Origin of the sequence: Flagellimonas marinaquae, assembly GCF_023716465.1 — a bacterium.
Taxonomy (GTDB): domain Bacteria; phylum Bacteroidota; class Bacteroidia; order Flavobacteriales; family Flavobacteriaceae; genus Flagellimonas; species Flagellimonas alginolytica.
Genome location: NZ_CP092415.1, coordinates 3463693 through 3482509, shown reverse-complemented (window position 1 = coordinate 3482509; position 18817 = coordinate 3463693). Strand labels below are relative to the sequence as shown.

General features: G+C 40.9%; 17 protein-coding genes. 5 read left to right on the top strand and 12 right to left on the bottom strand.

Annotation, left to right across the window (positions count from 1 at the left end):
* Positions 1-5: 5 nt before the first annotated feature.
* From MJO53_RS15435 to MJO53_RS15420, 4 genes are all read right to left on the bottom strand, one after another.
* A complete protein-coding gene (locus tag MJO53_RS15435) occupies positions 6-668 on the bottom strand; it encodes an N-acetylmuramoyl-L-alanine amidase (RefSeq protein ID WP_252079761.1) in 663 nt (220 codons plus the stop codon).
* Complete coding sequence (locus MJO53_RS15430; protein ID WP_224836908.1) at positions 665-1090, bottom strand: 3D domain-containing protein; 426 nt, start codon at positions 1088-1090, stop codon at positions 665-667. Before MJO53_RS15430 ends, MJO53_RS15435 begins: the two co-directional genes overlap by 4 nt.
* 8 nt (positions 1091-1098) lie before the next feature.
* Positions 1099-2538, bottom strand: a complete 1440-nt coding sequence (locus MJO53_RS15425; RefSeq protein ID WP_252079760.1) for an FG-GAP repeat domain-containing protein — start codon at positions 2536-2538, stop codon at positions 1099-1101.
* A 69-nt stretch (positions 2539-2607) separates the two neighbouring features.
* Positions 2608-3480 carry a pirin family protein gene (locus MJO53_RS15420; protein ID WP_252079759.1) on the bottom strand — a complete coding sequence of 291 codons (873 nt, stop codon included), beginning with the start codon at positions 3478-3480 and terminating at the stop codon, positions 2608-2610.
* Positions 3481-3531: 51 nt separating this feature from the next.
* Between MJO53_RS15420 and MJO53_RS15415 the strand changes: the two genes are divergently transcribed.
* The gene (locus MJO53_RS15415) at positions 3532-4866 is read left to right on the top strand and encodes a serine hydrolase domain-containing protein (RefSeq protein WP_252079758.1); all 1335 of its coding nucleotides are present in this window, start codon (positions 3532-3534) and stop codon (positions 4864-4866) included.
* Between the two features lie 570 nt (positions 4867-5436).
* On the opposite strand, the gene MJO53_RS15410 is transcribed toward MJO53_RS15415, so the two are convergent.
* Positions 5437-6279 (bottom strand): 1,4-dihydroxy-2-naphthoyl-CoA synthase, encoded by an 843-nt coding sequence (locus MJO53_RS15410; protein ID WP_224836912.1) that lies wholly within the window; start codon positions 6277-6279, stop codon positions 5437-5439.
* Positions 6280-6980: 701 nt separating this feature from the next.
* On the opposite strand from MJO53_RS15410, the gene MJO53_RS15405 reads away from it, so the two are divergent.
* Both MJO53_RS15405 and MJO53_RS15400 read left to right on the top strand, forming a co-directional pair.
* Positions 6981-7604: a class I SAM-dependent methyltransferase gene (locus MJO53_RS15405; RefSeq protein WP_252079757.1), complete on the top strand. Its 624-nt coding sequence runs from the start codon at positions 6981-6983 to the stop codon at positions 7602-7604.
* A 104-nt stretch (positions 7605-7708) separates the two neighbouring features.
* Positions 7709-9391 carry an N-acyl-D-amino-acid deacylase family protein gene (locus tag MJO53_RS15400; RefSeq protein ID WP_252079756.1) on the top strand — a complete coding sequence of 561 codons (1683 nt, stop codon included), beginning with the start codon at positions 7709-7711 and terminating at the stop codon, positions 9389-9391.
* A 26-nt stretch (positions 9392-9417) separates the two neighbouring features.
* Here MJO53_RS15400 and MJO53_RS15395 read toward each other — a convergent pair whose 3' ends face one another.
* From MJO53_RS15395 to MJO53_RS15385, 3 genes are all read right to left on the bottom strand, one after another.
* Positions 9418-10047 carry an SDR family oxidoreductase gene (locus MJO53_RS15395; RefSeq protein ID WP_252079755.1) on the bottom strand — a complete coding sequence of 210 codons (630 nt, stop codon included), beginning with the start codon at positions 10045-10047 and terminating at the stop codon, positions 9418-9420.
* Positions 10048-10200: 153 nt separating this feature from the next.
* Positions 10201-11439 carry a glycosyltransferase gene (locus MJO53_RS15390; protein WP_252079754.1) on the bottom strand — a complete coding sequence of 413 codons (1239 nt, stop codon included), beginning with the start codon at positions 11437-11439 and terminating at the stop codon, positions 10201-10203.
* 79 nt (positions 11440-11518) lie between these two features.
* Complete coding sequence (locus tag MJO53_RS15385; RefSeq protein ID WP_252079753.1) at positions 11519-13030, bottom strand: DEAD/DEAH box helicase; 1512 nt, start codon at positions 13028-13030, stop codon at positions 11519-11521.
* Positions 13031-13276: 246 nt separating this feature from the next.
* On the opposite strand from MJO53_RS15385, the gene MJO53_RS15380 reads away from it, so the two are divergent.
* Positions 13277-14140 carry a sigma-70 family RNA polymerase sigma factor gene (locus MJO53_RS15380; protein ID WP_224836918.1) on the top strand — a complete coding sequence of 288 codons (864 nt, stop codon included), beginning with the start codon at positions 13277-13279 and terminating at the stop codon, positions 14138-14140.
* A 406-nt stretch (positions 14141-14546) separates the two neighbouring features.
* Here the strand turns inward: MJO53_RS15380 and MJO53_RS15375 are convergent, their stop codons facing one another.
* Positions 14547-14906, bottom strand: coding sequence for a hypothetical protein (locus tag MJO53_RS15375; protein ID WP_252079752.1), 360 nt, complete (start codon positions 14904-14906; stop codon positions 14547-14549).
* 11 nt (positions 14907-14917) lie between these two features.
* Positions 14918-15700 carry a hypothetical protein gene (locus MJO53_RS15370; protein WP_252079751.1) on the bottom strand — a complete coding sequence of 261 codons (783 nt, stop codon included), beginning with the start codon at positions 15698-15700 and terminating at the stop codon, positions 14918-14920.
* A gap of 131 nt (positions 15701-15831) precedes the next feature.
* On the opposite strand from MJO53_RS15370, the gene MJO53_RS15365 reads away from it, so the two are divergent.
* The gene (locus MJO53_RS15365; RefSeq protein WP_252079750.1) at positions 15832-17124 is read left to right on the top strand and encodes a dipeptidase; all 1293 of its coding nucleotides are present in this window, start codon (positions 15832-15834) and stop codon (positions 17122-17124) included.
* On the opposite strand, the gene MJO53_RS15360 is transcribed toward MJO53_RS15365, so the two are convergent.
* The gene (locus MJO53_RS15360) at positions 17121-17540 is read right to left on the bottom strand and encodes an acyl-CoA thioesterase (protein ID WP_224836922.1); all 420 of its coding nucleotides are present in this window, start codon (positions 17538-17540) and stop codon (positions 17121-17123) included. The genes MJO53_RS15365 and MJO53_RS15360 overlap by 4 nt on opposite strands.
* Before the next feature lie 171 nt (positions 17541-17711).
* On the bottom strand, positions 17712-18611 hold the full coding sequence (locus MJO53_RS15355; protein ID WP_252079749.1) for a DUF72 domain-containing protein: 900 nt from the start codon (positions 18609-18611) through the stop codon (positions 17712-17714).
* Positions 18612-18817 lie beyond the last annotated feature (206 nt).

Below are 18817 nucleotides of genomic sequence, written 5' to 3'. Positions count from 1 at the left end.
ATGGATTATTTTTTTGTTGGAACAGGTTTAAAATTAAATTTTTTGGTGGCGTTTCTTACCTTTTCTACGAAATCCATTCCAGGGTCGTTTTTTACGGTCCTATACCCATCATCTACTTCCAACCAGAGTGGGTGGTCTTCGAAATTGGTGTACTCTTGATGCCCTATTACATAGTCAATGTCATATTTGGAAGCTAAATATTCAACTAAAAATATATTGGCCTTTAGTTGTTGTTTGGTCATGGGCATATCTGTGGTACCACCAACATTCTCTATACCAATGGCACAATGGTTTAACCCGATTACGTGACGTGCCATGGTTGTTTCTGGCATTAAGCGATAAATAGTGCCATCTTGATCTACCAAAAAATGGGCAGAAACGTTAAGCCCGCTCACATTTTCCAGATCTGGACGCCAATTGGGCAGTGTGGGACGGTTAAAAGCGGTAAACGATTTTGCCAACGATGGTATGGCTGTCCAATGTAACACTACCATTTTTGGTGTAATTTCTGGTGTTTTTTGATCCAACTCATACCGGGTCAGCAGATATTCTTTTGTCAGTTCGATCCGTTGATCATCAAAAATAATAGGGATATCCACGATTTCCTTTTTTACGGAGCATCCTCCTAAGGCTATTGCCATTAGGGCAATCAGACTTGTTTTTCTCATTCAATTGTATTTATAATTGTATCCAAGGGAACTGCGTAGCAGATCATCAATTTCTTTTTGCCCCATTCCCTTGCTTTTTTTATGTTTTTGCCCATATATATGTCTATACGGTTTTTCCATCTCCAGTGCATTTTATCTTTTACCAGAAATGTATCCGGAAAGGTATCTATTTTCACCATGGTGTTGTGCCTTAGTCCCATTTTTATGAGGTCCCTGGATACTGCAATGGATTTCATTCCCGGTTTTAGGGTGTCTCCCCAGGCGGCAACGGACGGACTAATGCTGTCTGTTTGCCAGAACACCGAATTGTATGCCGAAGCTATGACCTCGTGACCGTACCATTCGTATTTTGGCGCAGGTTTACTCTGCGGGCCCACTTTTTTCTGTGTACAACCCAACAGGATCAAAACTACTATGATCATCGGGATTTTCAATGCAACAAATTTTCCAAAACGGTTATGTCGACGTTACTATTGGTCCAGCGATCGGATAGAACTTTAGGTACCGGTGTAAAGCCCAAGGTCAACGAACTCAGTACAATATCCTCATCCCCATCGTTATCGATATCCGCAGCATCCATTAAAAACCAGCGTGCCATAACGGGATCTTCCAAAATATTGGTATTAAAGGTATAGCTTTCGGGGTTTATGTTTTCCAAATATACAAAGGTACGTTCGGGAAATTCCTGGTAGTTGGGAAAGGTGCTCACCAATCCAAAATCCAAATCACCATCTTGATCAAAGTCCCGAGCAACTACCCTAGTTGCCCCGTACATGGGATAAAAGTAAGATTCCTTAAAATGGTCGTTTCCCTGATTTAAATGGATTCGCATGCCATGGTAGGGCTTGTTGATATAGGATACATCGGCATTGTCCCCTTGTACCGTAACAATATCGTCCAACCCATCATCATTATAATCGACCAGTTCAAACCAGCTTGTTCCAAAAACAGGACTGAATTCGATTACTTTCATGGGTTCAAATTCCAAATCTTCTTTTTGATAAAAGATGGTTATACTCTCGTTGCTCTGTGTTATTAAGGCAACAATGTCCTTTTTACCATCATTGTCCATGTCCCGCGCCACCGTTCTTATGGCTCCAGGGAGATTGAGCAAGACTTTTTTAGTGAAAGTACCTTGATCATTCTCTGTCAATAATGATAATCTGCCGGATTGGTTACCAAATTCGCTCACCACTATTTCATTTTTACCATCTCCGTCAAAATCTTCCAGCAGTGTATGTACCGGCCTATGAAAAGGGTTTTCCAGTACAAGGGTATCATCTCCTATCTTACGGGTGAGTTTCCCTTTTTCCAGTTCTGATGGACCTAGAATGCCCACTTCGCTAATCCATTCTATTGAATCTTTTTTGCTGTACCACGTAATTGGGGTATTACCTTGAAAAATTTGAAGACTCTTTTCCTGTGAATAGTCGAATGAGCTTAACTTTCCTGTAAGATCTCCATAAAATAGTGTGCTCCCTTGGTTCGCAAACTCCAAGTAGGTGATCATGGCACCATTTTTATCATCCAAAGCAAAAGGCTTATAGGCAAATTGTGTTAGGGTGTCCGCTTGCGGAACATTTATTGGTTTAAAAAGTTTGGGCGCGTTGGAAATTATATAATTTTCCAGTTTGGCCCAATCCTTTAGTGTAATTTTTGGCCTATAGCCTTTAATTACCTCGTTCGGATCCTGGTACATACCTTCTACATCCATACGATTTACCATAGCCGGCAAAACTGAGGTTTCCCAGATTTCTTTGGTAAGTTCATTAATTTTAGGGGCAACATGGCAACTAGCGCAATACTTGTTGTACAGTTGTACTTCTTCAGTTTGTTGTGGTTTTTTGTTACTGCACGAAACTAACGTCAAAACAATAGCAAGTAAAACGCATGTGGGGGTACTTTTCGGTTGATATGGCATTGGTTGGTTTATGTTTTCTTACCCTGGTAAGGGTACGTAAGAACTATCATTTTTCATCATCGGAAAATTTTTATCGCTCCATGCTTTTTTGGCCTGATCCAGCTTTTCTTGACTGGATGCAACAAAATTCCAATAAATATAGCGTTCCTCTGGAAAAGGTTCGCCACCAAATAACAATAAATGTGTATTGGGCTGTAGTTTTATGTTACAGGTGTCCTCTACTTTGGACACTAAAATATTGCCCTCCCCTACGGTTTCACCACAGGCTTCAATACTTCCCTTTACGATACAGACACCTATTTCGCCGCTCAAATTCCTGTTTACATTTAGAGCATAGGCTTCTGTGTTCTTGACCTCTACCATAAACAGGTTGGAATGCACGGGAACAGGGGATTCTTTTCCATATCCTTGTCCCGCCACCAATTTAAATTCGGCACTTTCGTCTCTCCATCTGGGAATATCTTTTTCTTCTATATGATGAAACTCTGGCGCCATATCTTCCAGATCTTTGGGCAAAGCTACCCATATTTGATAGCCATGTGCCACAAATGTATTACCATTCCTTAGATCTTCCGGGGTTCTTTCTGTATGGGTTACCCCCTTCCCTGCCGTCATCCAATTTACTGAGCCCGGTTTTATTCTTTGTTTGGTCCCAAGGCTGTCCTCGTGCATTATTTCGCCTTCCAGCATAAAAGTCAAAGTAGAAAGTCCCGTATGGGGATGCTGGTCCACATCCATATATTTATTTGGCCCCAATTTGGTAGGTCCCATGTGATCTATAAATATAAAAGGGCCGATCATGCGTTTTTTGCGAAAGGGTATCAACCTGCCCACTAAAAAATCACCAATATCACGGCTCCTTTCTTCTATGATCATCCCAATGTTCGACATGTTTAATTGTTTATATTTGGTTGCAGAAAGTTACAAATACATCCTTTTATAATGAAACTACTTAAGCGCGTTCTGTTACTCCTCCTTATCGTAATTGGAGTGGTCATATATCTTAATTATCCCAAATTGAACATTATTTCCGGTTATGCAGCCAAAAATATGGCCTCTGGTGTTTATGTGGCGCATCGTTCTGCCGCCAGTATAAACCAATACGATAACAGTGCTCCGTTAATAGAATTGGCATCCACCAAGGTCAATAAGACAGAATCTTCCGCTGCGTCCACTGTTTACGGCCTAATGGAGCGTAAAGCGGTGTACCGAGATGGATTGGGTGCTGTTTTAATAAACGATGATTACAACCCAGAAGCATTGAAGATCAGGCCGCGTAGGAACCAACCCATGGATACTTTACCTTATCCTTTTGGCCAGGCCGAACCTGTGGACACCATTTTTTCCGAGGTGGACATGGATTTGATCAATAAAGCTGTTGCGATGGCATTTGCCGAACCGGAAACTCAAAAAACCAGGACCCTGCTCATACTGTACAAAGGGCATTTGTTGGCAGAAAAATATATTGATGGATTTGATAAGGACACCCCAATTTTAGGTTGGTCCATGACCAAAAGCGTGCTTGCTACGTATTATGGAATATTGGAACATCAAGGAAAATTTGAAATGGATTGGCCTGCTCCCATAGTGGAATGGAAAGATGATGAGCGAAAGAACATTACCCTGGATCATTTGCTCCGTATGCAAAGCGGATTGGCTTGGGAAGAAGATTATACAGGTATTTCGGATGTGACCCGTATGCTTTTTTTGGATAGTGATATGACGGTGGCACAAAAAAATAAGGAAGCAATCGCCGAACCTACGGAAATTTGGAACTACTCTTCGGGAACTACCAACCTTTTGTCCGGAATATTAAGGCAACAGTTTAGAAGCCACCAAGAATATTTGGATTTTCCTTATGCATCCTTAATAGATAAGATCGGTATGTACTCCATGGTCATGGAGGCCGATATCGCTGGAAATTATGTGGGGTCTTCCTATGCATGGGCCAACACACGTGATTGGGCCCGATTTGGCCAATTGTATTTAAACAAAGGAAATTGGAACGGTGAACAATTGTTCGATTCAACATGGGTAGATTATATAACCACACCAACTGCCCATTCCAATGGAACCTATGGCGCTCATTTTTGGTTGAATGCCGATGGTAAATATCCCGATGTTCCAAAAGACCTTTTTTCGTGCAATGGTTTCGAAGGCCAATATGTATTTATGATTCCTTCCAAGGATCTGGTCGTTGTAAGGACCGGTTTGGCCGAAGAGCCCCATTTTGATGTAAACGGGGTGCTGTCGAACATCGTAAAAGCGTTACCGTAAATCGATGAGATATATTGATCTTAAGCTATGACCACAATATTTTGATACTTCACAACAATAATTTCGCTTACGAGAACTCTAGTGGTACATTTACCATGTAATAAAAAACGAAAGTAATTTTTTCATTTTCATATAGTGTTCTCGTAAAAGAGTCCTGACCTAGCGGCAGGGCTCTTTTCAATTTATACCCTAACCAAAATATTGTTTGGTCAGGAATACATTTTGAAGCTTACCTCCATTGAGTAAACTTCTGCAGTGATTTAAAAAAGAGATTTACAATATACTTTTTGGAACATCTGCCCCATCTTCCCCTTTTTCCAGCGTATGAAAGTATAGGTTTCATCGACCTATAATTACAAAATCCATAGAATGACAACAGCCAGACCTGGCTTCACAACAATAATTTCGCCCACAAAAACTTTGGCGGTACTTTTACTATGTAATAAAAAACGAAAGTAATTTTTTCATTTTCATATAGTGTTCTCGTAAAAGAGTCCTGACCTAGCGGCAGGGCTCTTTTCAATTTATGGAAATCCTTAAATTATGTTTCTGTCTGAACAACAGAATGGTTTACGGAATCCACTTGTCCTTGCCAAAATCTGGCTTACGTTTTTCCAAAAACGCATTTCTTCCCTCTATAGCTTCATCGGTCATATAGGCCAATCGAGTAGCTTCACCGGCAAAAACTTGTTGCCCTACCATACCGTCGTCGGTAAGGTTCATGGCAAATTTTAGCATTTTTATGGATGTTGGTGATTTTGCCAGGATTTCCTGAGCCCATTGGTAGGCTGTATCTTCGAGTTCCTCGTGGGGAACCACAGCATTCACCATGCCCATTTCATAGGCTTCTTGTGCTGAATAATTTCTACCTAAAAAGAAAATTTCGCGAGCCTTTTTTTGTCCGACCATTTTTGCCAGATAAGCAGAACCATAGCCGCCATCAAAACTGGTCACATCGGCATCCGTTTGCTTAAAAATGGCATGCTCCTTACTGGCCAAGGTCATATCACATACTACATGCAGGCTATGTCCACCACCAACGGCCCAACCGGGCACAACGGCAATTACCACTTTGGGCATAAACCGAATTAGGCGCTGTACTTCCAAAATATTTAAACGATGATAACCATCTTCGCCCACATAACCTTTGTGTCCCCTGGCCTTTTGGTCCCCACCGCTGCAAAAGGCCCATTTACCATCTTTGGATGAGGGTCCTTCGCCAGAAAGCAATACCACCCCGATTGAGGTATCTTCCTGTGCATCGTAAAAAGCCCTGTAGAGCTCGCTCGTGGTTTTAGGGCGGAAAGCGTTCCGAACATCAGGACGGTTGAAAGCGATACGTGCAACCCCGTTACTTTTTTTATAGGTAATATCTTCAAATTCCATGGCGGTCTGCCAGTTGGGTGATTCCATAGTGGTATTTTTTATGTATCACAAAATAACGGAAAATATAGCTTATGGCCATTGATGTTGCCGTGGTAAGATTACTTTGAATAGGTTTCCAATTTATTCTTCAGATTATATGCTAAATATCTTCTGTATTGCTATTCAGATACTTGCGATAAAATAACCTGTCTTTAAATACGACTCAATTTTAATTATGAAATCTTTTGACACCCTCTATGAAAATTAGGTGAAACGGAATCGAAGCAATCCACCAACTGATGTACTTGGATTGGTTTTCTCGTAGTGAGCGTATCGTGTTTGAAAAAGCATCTTAATAATCAAATACACTATTCGTAAGATTAAACCTGGCATTCGTTAATTTGTATCTTCACAACAAGAAACTTCCATCTATCTTGATTCCATGAAACCGGTTTAGGAGAATGTTTGTTTATTTAGGTTTACTTTTATTGGGGTAGCAACCCACGAGCAGGCTCGCGGTATATTTCCATACTATGTCCCCGTTCAATTTACCATGATGACCAGCGGTGGCATGAAATATAGCTCGGAAACCATAACAAAATTTATCCCCTTTAGGGGATAGCCAAATCTTATACACAAGTTTGGCCACATAACGTCGAGAGAGAAAAAGGGATTAAAAATAGCAACTAGCCGTACTTCCAAAGATTGTTCAATTGGTGTAATTTTATCATGGATTGATAAAATTACTTATGGAAAACCAATGGCTTAATAAATGGAATTCACGCTACAGCAAAAAAAGCTATGCCTATGGAACAGAACCAAACCTATATCTTAAAAATAAACTTGGGACACTAGGTACAGGAACCATACTTTTCCCTGCCGAGGGAGAAGGCCGCAATGCGGTGTATGCCGCACAATTGGGCTGGGATGTTTCCGCTTTTGATATAAGTGAGGCAGGAAAGCAAAAAGCAATCAAGCTAGCTGAACAAAAGCAAGTTTCCATTGACTATAAAATTGGAGAATTGGAAGTGTTGGACTATAAACCGGAACAATTTGATGCCATAGCGTTGATATATGCACACTTCCCGCCCAATATCCGTTCCAATTACCACAGATTATTGCACACATATCTAAAAAAAGGAGGAACAATCATTTTTGAAGCCTTTAGCAAGGACCATCTAAAATTCAGAAATAAAAACCCTCACGTAGGCGGACCAATGGACTTGGATTCCTTATTTTCACTGGAAGAGTTAACATCCGATTTTCAGGATTATGAAATTTTGGAACTTAAAAAAACAACCATCGAACTTAACGAGGGTGACAGCCATGTCGGCACAGGTTCCGTGATACGTTTTTTGGGAAGAAAGCGATAATCTCCGAAACGCATGTCTCTTTTACTATATCTTGCAACAAACCAGCTGTTTTGGTTTGCGGTATAAAATAGCATAACTTGGTTAGTTTATTAATCGACCAAACCATGAAAAGCCTCAAGTATTTTACATTTTTATCGCTTATTTTTCTCTTAACCCAATGTTCGCAGCCTCAAAACTTTGATGTTTTAATTAAGAACGGTCAAATAGTCGACGGTTCAGGTAAACCATCTTATGTTGGTGACCTTGGCATTAATGCAGACACCATTGCCGCAATAGGTAATTTAAGCTCTGCCAAAGGAACTCAGGAAATCGATGCAACAGGACTGGCCGTTGCCCCAGGGTTTATAAATATGCTGAGCTGGGCAGGCGAAACATTGATTGAGGATGGACGGTCCATGGGAGGAATTAAGCAAGGCGTGACCTTGGAAATATTTGGAGAAGGTTGGTCTATGGGACCACTTTCCGAATCCATGAAGAAACAGGAAGAGGAAAAACAAGGCGACATTAAATATGACATTGAATGGAACACCTTGGGCGAGTATTTGGAATTTTTGACAAACAAAGGGGTATCACCTAACGTGGCCTCCTTTGTCGGGGCAACTACTTTGCGAATTCATACCGTGGGATATGAGGACCGTGCTCCTACCCCGCAAGAACTTGATAATATGAAACTTATGGTCGGGCAAGCCATGGAAGAAGGTGCTTTGGGTGTTGGCACTTCATTGATCTATGCCCCAGCCTTTTATTCCAGTACCGAAGAATTGATAGAACTCTCCAAAGTAGCTGCAGATTACGATGGGATGTACATAAGCCATATGCGAAGCGAAGGACCACGTTTGTTGGAAAGTTTGGATGAATTGATTCGAATAGCGGATGAAGCAGGTATCAGGGCCGAAATTTATCATCTTAAACAAAGTGGCAAGGATAACTGGCATAAATTTGATGAGGTAGTGGCCAAAGTGGATTCCGCCAATGCAGCGGGATTGCATATTACCGCCAATATGTACAATTATATAGCCGGATCTACAGGACTGGATGCCTCCATGCCACCATGGGTGCAAGAAGGAGGTTATGATAAATGGGCCGAAAGGTTACAGGACCCCGAGATAAGAAAAAGGGTAAAACAAGAAATGATCGAACCTACGGACAAATGGGAGAGTCTAATGCAGGCAGCGGGAGATCCCTCTAAAATTCTCTTGGTCGGGTTCAATGCGGATTCCCTAAAATACTTAACTGGAAAATCACTTAAAGAAGTTGCAGAAATAAGAGGTACATCGCCCGAGGAGACCGCAATGGATTTAGTGGTGGAAGATGGCAGTAGCGTTAGCACCATTTATTTTCTAATGTCGGAAGAAAATGTAAAAAAACAAATAGCCCTACCTTGGATGAGCTTTGGTTCCGATGCGAGGTCAATGGCCACAGAAGGAGTGTTCTTAAGATCGAGTACGCATCCTAGGGCCTATGGGAATGTAGCCCGATTGTTGGGTAAATATGTACGTGATGAAAAAGTGATTCCCTTGGAAGAAGCAGTGCATAAATTATCCAAATACCCCGCGAGCAACTTAAAAATAGAGAAAAGGGGAAGTCTTGAACGTGGCAATTATGCCGATGTGGTTTTGTTCGACCCGGAGGCCATAAACGATAAAGCCACATTCGAAGATCCCCATCAATATGCTGAAGGTGTAAAACATGTGTTTGTAAATGGCACCCAAGTGCTGAAAGATGGTGAACATACCGGTGAATTGCCAGGAATAGTAGTTCGTGGCCCGGGATATACCGGAAACTAACATTTACAAACCTATAAGTAAATGAATTATGCCATTTCGAGCTGTTCAACGGCTTCCTCAATACGGGTTTCACCGGTTAAAATCTCAAAGGCTTGATTTTTGGCAATTTTGTCATCCAGACTTTGTACCAAGGTCCTGGCGACATCCCATCGTGGAATAGTGCCATGTTCCTGTAGTTTGTTTGCAAGTTTTATTTTTCCGATACCCTCATTATTGGTTAGCGAACCAGGTCTAACAATGGTAAAGGTCAGACCGCTTATATCCAGATACTGGTCAGCATTCTGTTTGGCCTGCAAATATTCTTTAAGGTCTCCACGAGGATTGTCCACGCCCATGGAACTCAGCATTACAAATTTGTTCACTCGCTCCTTTTTTGCGGCATCGATCAGTCTCTTTGCTCCCTCTTGATCTACATTTACCACATCCTTTCCTTTGGAGCCTGCAGCAAAAATAACTTTATCGATTTCCTTGGTCGTTTTGGAGACATCCTTGGCCAAATCACCCATTACGGTCTCAATGCCCTGGGATTCAAATCGCGTTCTTTGATCCTCATTACGAACCATGGCGATAGGTTGATATTTTTCGTTCGATTTCAATAATTTTATGATTTTTTCTCCAGTGGTGCCGGTCGCACCTGCTACTAATATTTTTTCCATACCCATAAAATAAAAATACTGGGCAACCGACCATGGGGATTAACGTACTTTAACGGCCGTAAACAATACTTTAACAATATGATTTTCGGTTTGATGGCGTTTACAGAAATGTACTTTTTTATCTAATCAGGTTGTGGATGTAAAGAATAAAGGTCAAACTTTTTTATTCTTCTCCTCTATCCATTTGGCCATGTATTTGGAGCTCGTTAAAGTTTGATGCTGAAGTAACCTCCCTACAAAATTTTCGGTTCGATGATTTTCCAAGTCATAAATCAAATTATCCAATAGGGCTTTAAACTGTTTGGTTGATTTAGTTTTATTATAGTTGGATTCCAGTAAGGCAAATCCATTTTTTTGGGCCCTTTCCCACTCTAATTTGTTTTGGTATAATTTCACGGCAGCATTTGCAAAATCGTTCCAGTTGTCGGAAATAACCCCGTTCCAGTGCTGGTCGCCATACATGCCTTCGGCACCTATAGTTGTGGTAACCGTAGGGGTTCCCGTTTTCATGCCATCCAAAAGTTTTCCTTTAATACCTGCGCCAAAGCGGAGCGGTGCCAATAATATCCTAGAATTTTCTAGAACCAAGTCGGCATTCTCTATCCATCCATCAATAAAAAAACCAGATTTGGGATGGTGCATCTCCTTAATTTGCTGTGGCAAATAAGCACCATAAACCCGTAATTGAGCTTCTGGTAAATTTTTGCGGATGTGTGGCCATATTTCCTGTTTCAACAGTTTTATGGCATCAACATTAGGGGCATGTTTTCCGTTCCCGATACTAACAAAGCCATTTCTCTCGGCAAATGTGGGCAATGTGTCTTTATGGTTTTTGGAAACTTCGACCATAAACGGTAAATGGAACAGCAGCTCTGCTGGAAACTTAATATGCTCCCGTAAAATTCGCATTTCGAAGGTGGAGATAATCAAACTAAGGTCGCACCGGTACATACTGGCCAATTCTCGTAAAGTGACCGGGTGGTTTTTCCAGTCGAGTAGTTTAAACCGTACATCCTTTTTATGGGCCTCTTCCCTGGCCTTTCGAAGTCCATGTAAGTCTTCGGTGTTCAAAATTCGGACGGCATTCGGGGCAAATTCCGCTACGCGCCAACCAAATTGCTCTTCCACCATAAAACGATCGAACATTACCAGATCGGGCGCTAGCTGTTTTACAAAATCATCGAAACTGGAATGGTTCAGGGCAATAGTTGTTTCTTTAATGCCCCATGGCTTCAGGTCCAAGCTATACTCGGTTTTTACTGCAGTGCTCGCAAAGGTAATCCGGTATCCAAGCTCCAAAAAGGCATCCAGCAATTGCTGCATACGGCATCCGGCCGCCGTGGTATTCGGTTCGGGCCATACATAACCAATAACTAGGAGCTTTTTTGGCATATAATAAATGTATTACGTTAGGATCACAAGGACCCAGATATTGCAAACAGGGCCAAACAATCCGGCCAATACCCTGCCCTTACATTTTTGCGGCGAACATTTTAGAAATGCTGGAACGCAGTTTACGCTCATAATCTTCCTCCAACCACTCTTTGTAGTTTTTGGTATTGTTCATAATGCAATACGAATATTGCTTTACGCGATACTGGATCTCGTCTTTCAACTCTTTGGCCAAAATCCGTGCATCGAAAACATCTTCGCTGTTCTCTACACAGATCTGGGCATGTTGTTCGATACTTTTTTCCAGTACAAGTTTGGATTTTTTGCCTTGCGCAAATATTTTTTTATACTCTTCTTTTACATTGAAGGTAATATTATCGGATTTGCTGAATTTGGCCCGAAGATCATCTGGCATTTCATAAACAAAATCCCGTTCTATTTCTTCATCATTTTTTATGTTCTCCAAATAGAAATCTGGGAAGTGGAAGATTTCTTGCCAATCCACAGGGGCATCCCAAGGTCCAAAACGGGCAATATTGTTACCCATGTCGATTACGTTGAACTCGCTCTTGTTGGGGAGTACCCTGGAACCTCTTCCGATCATTTGAAAATAAAGAGTAAGTGAACGTGTGGCCCTGTTCAGAATAATGCTCTCTACCGTAGGCTCATCAAAACCTGTGGTTAAAATACTCACCGAGGTCAATATGGCATCTGGGGTCTCAGCGAACCATTCCAGAATTTCTTTTCGTTCGGCAGCCGTATTTTTATTGTCCAAATGCCTTACATTATATCCTGCCTTTTTAAAAGTTTCGTACACATAAAGCGATGTATTGATACCATTGTTGAAAATCAGGGTCTTGGTGCCCTTGGCAATTTCTTCGTATGCCGTAAGCAATTTGCCCAGCATGCTGTGAGCACTATAGAACTCGTCCGAAGATTTTACGGTATAGTCCCCGTTGATACCCAGTTTCAATGTTTTTAGGCTAACATCGTAATTGTAGAGATTGGCCTTGGCCAAGAAATTCTTACTGATCAGCGATTGTATGGATTCCCCAATGATCAAATGTTTGTAATTGTCCTTCATGGGGAGTTTTATGTTGGAACTGAGCGGTGTTGCGGTAACTCCCAAAATGGTGGACTTTTCAAAATATTTGAAGAGTTTTCTAAACGAATTGTAATGGGCCTCGTCTATAATTACCAGGCCGATATTGTTGATCTTTACCTTTTCCTCTTGCAAACGATTGTTCAAAGTCTCCACCATGGCCACAAAGCACATGTAGTCGTCTTGGTCGTAGAGCTCTTTTACCTCACTGTTGATGACTTTATTGGCCACCCCAAAGCCTTTTAGCATTTTGGAAGTTTGCTTGCTCAGTTCTATTCGATGGGTAAGAACCATTACTTTTTTACCGGTCTGTTGGATAAATCGGCGAGTAATTTCGGAAAACACAACGGTCTTACCACCTCCGGTGGGCAACTGATAGAGGATATTGGTGCCTTCCGGAAGCTTGTCCAATTGGGTGAATATTTTGTTCAGGTCTTCTTCCTGGTATCCGTATAAAGTTTTCTTCTTGATGGTTTTGTTTACTTCCAAAGGGAAAAGGGCATTAGGGATTCTTAATTAAAAAACCCTACAAAATTAGGGGTTTTTTGTGCTTGAGACCAACACTTGGGTGCTTTTCTATCAAAATAGTATCAACAATCAAGTTTTAGGGAACTTTCTACATTGTTACTCCTGTTGACTGATAACATTTTGATAACAATAACATTTTGTACTTGGAAAATCGGACATAAAAACGTATAATGAAAGCTTATAACACTTACAAAACCATAAATACGAATGAGGCAGCTAAAAATCATTAAGCAGGTCACGAACCGGGAATCCAAATCACTTGACAAATACTTGCAGGACATTAGTAAGATTGATCTTATAACTGCACAGGAAGAAGTTGAGTTGGCACAAAAGATACGGGCCGGAGACCAAGCTGCTTTAGAAAAACTGACCAACGCCAACCTTAGGTTTGTTGTTTCTGTGGCCAAGCAATACCAAAACCAAGGTCTTAAGCTTCCCGACCTGATCAACGAAGGTAATGTTGGGCTAGTTAAAGCAGCCAAGCGTTTTGATGAGACCCGCGGCTTTAAATTTATTTCCTACGCGGTATGGTGGATCAGGCAGTCCATTTTACAAGCTTTGGCCGAACAATCTCGAGTGGTTCGTTTGCCATTGAACAAAATTGGGTCGATCAACAAGATAAAAAAAACGTTTTCCTATCTGGAGCAGGCACATGAGCGGCCACCATCTCCAGAAGAAATTGCCAAGGAGCTGGACATGACGGTATCCGAGGTAAAACAGTCGTTAAAAAATACTGGACGCCATGTTTCCATGGATGCTCCCCTTAAGGAAGGTGAAACCTCAAATTTATATGATGTGCTCAATGCCGGTGATTCTCCTAAACCGGACAGGAGCCTAATGCACCAAAGTTTAAATACAGAGATCAACAGGGCATTGGATACACTCTCGCCAAGAGAGGCGGATGTGGTGAGGTTGTACTACGGTATTGGAGACCAACCTTCCATGACCTTGGAGGAAATAGGCAGCACGTTTGACCTTACCCGAGAACGTGTGCGGCAAATCCGGGAAAAGGCCATTAGAAAATTAAGACATACATCCAAAAGCAAAATTTTAAAATCTTATTTGGGATAGGTAGGTATATGTTATAAATAAAAAAGGGGATGTTTTTGTACATCCCCTTTTTTATGATATTTACTTAAACTTTTAGGATTTGCTCAATAGACTAATATCAAAATCAGTGAGCATGTCTTTCAAATCTTGAATAAAATTCAAGTAAGCGGTGTTTTCTTTGTTGTGGTTCTTCATTTTGAACAGTTTTGGGGTATTGGTTTATAGGTAATCCAGTTCGGCAAGTTGGTTTACACTCAAAATTTCGTTGAGTTCTTGTAAAAATGCCAAGTATTCTTCTCCGTAGGTATCGTATAACATGGTAATCTTTGGTTAATTTGTCGGGGTTTTAAGTATAACGTTAAATCATTTTAAAGATTATTTATAAAAGATAGAATGTGGTGAAAATTCCACATTGGGTGGTGAAACCCTATTCTTTCTTCATATTCAATAAGTCGAGTTCAATTTCAAAGTCCAGTTCGTTGTCCACTTTACTGGGTCTTATGTTGAATTCATCATAAATAAAACAAAGGTTCATGGGCAATCTCCTGCGTTCAGTATCTGTCATTAGGCCCAACTTGGATTGGAGGGCGACCTTTATTTCAAATGCTTTATTGCTTATCTGGTGGTTTTTGTGGGATTCCAGCTCTGTGAGCAATGGAATTTCCTTTTTGTCCCCTACTTCCAACATTTCGTCCAAAAGCATAAGCTTACATTCCAAATCCTTTGCGTGTTTGAACAAAGGATAAAAAATACTTTGTAAATATTTTGGAAGATCGTTGCTTTCCATTTTTGTCCATATTACATTGTACGGAACAGTTCCATTTCAAAATCTATTTGTTCCTGTACATTGGGGTATTCTTTCAAAAATTGATCATATAGAAACGAAAGGTGTTTTATGTCTTGGTCTGTTTTGCAAAGCCTGGAAATTTGTTGTGTGACCTCCAAAAGTCCGGTTGTCTGCATCATACGCAACGAAGGCATAATTTTTTGGCAGGTCAGTTCCAGTGCATTAAAGTTTTCGCACATTAAATTGGTTTTGGCGCTGCCGATAAACTCCAAAATATTGAGCTTGAACATACGGACCAGTTCTTCCAATAGTTCCATTTGGCCCATACAATCCTCCAAAACGGGTTTTAAGTCTATATTTTGGGAGGCAAATCCTGCTTTCAGGCTTTTCTCTATGAATTCAAAGTCGCAGGATACTTGGTTTGGAGCTTCCCCTGTATTTCGAGGGGGTCCATCCTGCTCAATTTTCATCATAACTTTAAGGTCATTTATAATTTGAAGTTGTTCCTCGGTCAAACTTGTACCTTCCAAGGCCGCCATTAGCTTTAAAAATTTACTTTTATCATAGCTTTCGGCTTCTCTGGTATCAACACTTTGGATTCCAACCTTTTTGTAGATGTTCTCGAGCTGTCTCATTTCGGAAATACCAAAAACTTTGCTTTCCAGTCCAAATTTGAACATCTCAAAAGATTTTTTGAGTTCGCCCGCTTCAACAACGCCTAGCTCTTCGTAAGAAAAAGAGCTTAATCCTATTTCAAGTTTTTCCAAATACGTTAACAATTCCCGTGTTCCCAAAGTACTGATGTAAAAGTGGTTATTAATCCTTCTAAAAATCTTGATAAAACCAAGTGAATACAATTAATTGTTCCGTAGTATTCGGATTTTGTTGTCAAATTGCGTTATTTGTATGTATAAATTAACCGACCATGAAATATTTTTATCTATTCCTTAGTATTACCTTATTGATCTCTTGCGGAGAGAAAAAAAATCAGAAAACCGAAAAAACTGAAACCTTGGAAGAAAGAGCACAGAGAATCCACGATTCAGTGATTACAATCGACACCCACGACGACATTAACGTCCAGAACTTTACCGACAGTATTAATTACACACAACGACTGGAGACCCAGATAAACCTTCCAAAAATGGAAGAAGGTGGATTGGATGCCGTTTTCTTGATTGTGTATACCGGGCAGGACGAACTGACATCTGATGGCTATGCGAAAGCGGCGGACAATGCCATGGCCAAATTTGATGCCATACATAGGCTTTGTGAAGATATTGCCCCGGACCAAATAGAATTGGCCTTAAACTCCGACGATGTAAGGAGAATTGTAGCGTCTGGTAAAAAAGTGGCCATGATCGGCGTAGAGAATGCCTACCCGATCGGTGAGGACCTTGCCTTGATCGAAGAATATCAAAAGCGTGGAGCACGTTATATTTCCCTTTCGCACAATGGGCACAGCCAGTTCAGCGATTCCAATACAGGAGAAAAAGATAGTGTATGGCTCCACAATGGATTAAGTGAACTCGGAAAACAAGCCGTTGCCGAAATGAACCGCGTGGGCATTATGATCGATGTGTCCCACCCTTCCAAAGAGGCCATGAAGCAAATGATCGAGTTGACCAAAGCTCCCATCATAGCTTCGCATTCGTCTGCAAGAGCGTTGTGCGATCATAGCCGTAACTTGGACGACGAGCAGCTAATGCTGATGAAGGAAAACGGGGGTGTGGTGCAGACCGTTGCATTTAGCTCTTACTTAAATACAGAAAAACACGAAGCTCGTGCCACATATATGAAGGACGTGTACAAAAAAGTAGCGGATTCCTTGGAAATTGCCTGGTACGAACGTTCCCAATTTTCTACATTGACTCCCGATCAACGTAAAGAATTCTTTGCCAACTACAGGAAAGTGATGAATATTGGGGAAGAATTGGCAAAAGACGACTCCAACGCCCCACCGGCCGTTAACGTTTCAGATTTTGTGGACCACATAGATTATATGGTCGATCTTATCGGAATAGACCATGTGGGCATTAGTTCCGATTTTGATGGTGGTGGTGGTATCGAAGGCTGGTCAGATGCTTCTGAAACCTTTAATGTAACCCTTGAATTGGTCAAAAGAGGTTATACCGAAGCAGAGATAGCCCAATTGTGGGGTGGAAATCTGCTAAGGGTACTGGACGAGGTGCAAGCAGTAGCCGAATCAATGAACTAAGAAGCGGCATTTTGTTCTTCCTTTTCCTTTTTGGCCAAACGATCTTTTACATATTCAATCTTTGTTTTGCCATGGGGTTTGGGATTGCCGTTTTCATCCAGGTTAACCATAATTATATTGTCGACCGTAACAATACTTTCGTGGGTCATCTTGTTTCTAACTTCGCAGTTTAAAGAAATCGAGGTGACCCCGAATTTTATTACTTCTATCCCTATTTCTACAATGTCACCTTCCCGTGCCGTGCTCATAAAGTTAATTTCGGACATGTACTTGGTGACTACTTTTTTGTTTTCGAGCTGAATTATACTGTAAAGGGCAGCTTCTTCATCTACCCAGGCTAGCACCTTTCCTCCGAAAAGTGTTCCGTTGGCATTTAAATCCTCTGGCTTGACCCATTTTCTAGTGTGAAATCGCATAGCAATGAATTTAATGTTTTAGACCACAAAGTTAGGGCAATAGCCCTAAGAAAGGTACTCTTAACTTCTTTAATTGATGCGAATTACGAATTTGAAATAATTTGGTTGACCCTGATAATGAGTAACTAAATATTGTACCCAAAGATTTTAAACTTGATCAATTTACGCCACTTAATCGAACAAACCTTTTTCAGAGGATAGAGTTGTTCTTGGTACACGTAGATCAAAACCCATTTTAGTGTTAAGTTGTTCAATAAAATAGGCTGACAATAAAGGGGATTCCAACTCAAGGTTTTGATGTACAAAAAAATGAATGTTTTCCAAGCCCATGGATTTCCATGAAGATAAACGCTCGATCCAATCATCCAAGCGGGGGTAATCCGATTTATGATTTGCACCAACATATCTAATAAAGGCTTCATTCTTGGTGAATCTCATATGCATAAGGTCTCTTCTGCCTGCTGTATCCACTAGGGTGTTGGCAATATTGTTTTCTTCCAATAAGTGGTAAAGCTCATTGGCCACATTTTTGTCGTTGAACCAATCCGTGTGTCTAAACTCCATGGCCAATGGGAACTCTTTTGGCCAATATTCTACAAAGCGCACTACCCTATCCCAGTTTTTTGGACCAAAATTATTGTGCATTTGTAAAAAAATGGTTCCGAGCTTTTCTCCAAGTAAAGACGTTACCTCTAAATAACGGTCAGTTGCTTCAAGAGCCTTATCGTTCATTCGGCGTAAATGACTTACTTCGTTGGTCATTTTCGGGAAAAACTTAAAACCTTCAGGAGTTTTGTCCCGCCATTTCTCATACTGTTCCGCCGGAAATATCCGATAAAATGTGGCGTTGAGCTCAATACTGTTGAATTGCGATGAGTAATATTCCAGCTCATCCTTTGTGCCCCTTGGGTAAAAATTCTTTAAATCTTGTCTATTCCATTTGGCGCAACCGACATAAATCTTTGCCTCAGCCCCCGTTTTGGTTTTGGATAACACCACGGGCGTATCTGGGTGGTCAGGTGGTATGGTAAAATCTATGTTTTCCGGATTATCTACTTTTCCGAATTTCATGAACGAATATATTTGGAATCGATTTATAAAAATAGGCTTTTCCTTGGTTTAGAGATCAATCATCCTTTAGTATATTTAAGGATGCTGAACTTTAATCCATCTTCTAAATTCCCTAAACTATTCCGGTACTCGGTCCTGCGCGAATTTTCAATCTGCCTGTTTTGTCTTATAGTTTATCGGGTCTCTAAATTGTTCTAAGATTTCCA

What these genes read in the sequence shown, in the direction of transcription:
- MJO53_RS15435 (WP_252079761.1), bottom strand. Translation starts at nt 668, where the DNA reads ATGAGAAAAACAAGTCTGATTGCCCTAATGGCAATAGCCTTAGGAGGA.
- MJO53_RS15430 (WP_224836908.1), bottom strand. Translation starts at nt 1,090, where the DNA reads ATGATCATAGTAGTTTTGATCCTGTTGGGTTGTACACAGAAAAAAGTG.
- MJO53_RS15420 (WP_252079759.1), bottom strand. Translation starts at nt 3,480, where the DNA reads ATGTCGAACATTGGGATGATCATAGAAGAAAGGAGCCGTGATATTGGT.
- MJO53_RS15415 (WP_252079758.1), top strand. Translation starts at nt 3,532, where the DNA reads ATGAAACTACTTAAGCGCGTTCTGTTACTCCTCCTTATCGTAATTGGA.
- MJO53_RS15410 (WP_224836912.1), bottom strand. Translation starts at nt 6,279, where the DNA reads ATGGAATCACCCAACTGGCAGACCGCCATGGAATTTGAAGATATTACC.
- MJO53_RS15405 (WP_252079757.1), top strand. Translation starts at nt 6,981, where the DNA reads ATGGAAAACCAATGGCTTAATAAATGGAATTCACGCTACAGCAAAAAA.
- MJO53_RS15400 (WP_252079756.1), top strand. Translation starts at nt 7,709, where the DNA reads ATGAAAAGCCTCAAGTATTTTACATTTTTATCGCTTATTTTTCTCTTA.
- MJO53_RS15395 (WP_252079755.1), bottom strand. Translation starts at nt 10,047, where the DNA reads ATGGAAAAAATATTAGTAGCAGGTGCGACCGGCACCACTGGAGAAAAA.
- MJO53_RS15390 (WP_252079754.1), bottom strand. Translation starts at nt 11,439, where the DNA reads ATGCCAAAAAAGCTCCTAGTTATTGGTTATGTATGGCCCGAACCGAAT.
- MJO53_RS15380 (WP_224836918.1), top strand. Translation starts at nt 13,277, where the DNA reads ATGAGGCAGCTAAAAATCATTAAGCAGGTCACGAACCGGGAATCCAAA.
- MJO53_RS15375 (WP_252079752.1), bottom strand. Translation starts at nt 14,906, where the DNA reads ATGGAAAGCAACGATCTTCCAAAATATTTACAAAGTATTTTTTATCCT.
- MJO53_RS15365 (WP_252079750.1), top strand. Translation starts at nt 15,832, where the DNA reads ATGAAATATTTTTATCTATTCCTTAGTATTACCTTATTGATCTCTTGC.
- MJO53_RS15360 (WP_224836922.1), bottom strand. Translation starts at nt 17,540, where the DNA reads ATGCGATTTCACACTAGAAAATGGGTCAAGCCAGAGGATTTAAATGCC.
- MJO53_RS15355 (WP_252079749.1), bottom strand. Translation starts at nt 18,611, where the DNA reads ATGAAATTCGGAAAAGTAGATAATCCGGAAAACATAGATTTTACCATA.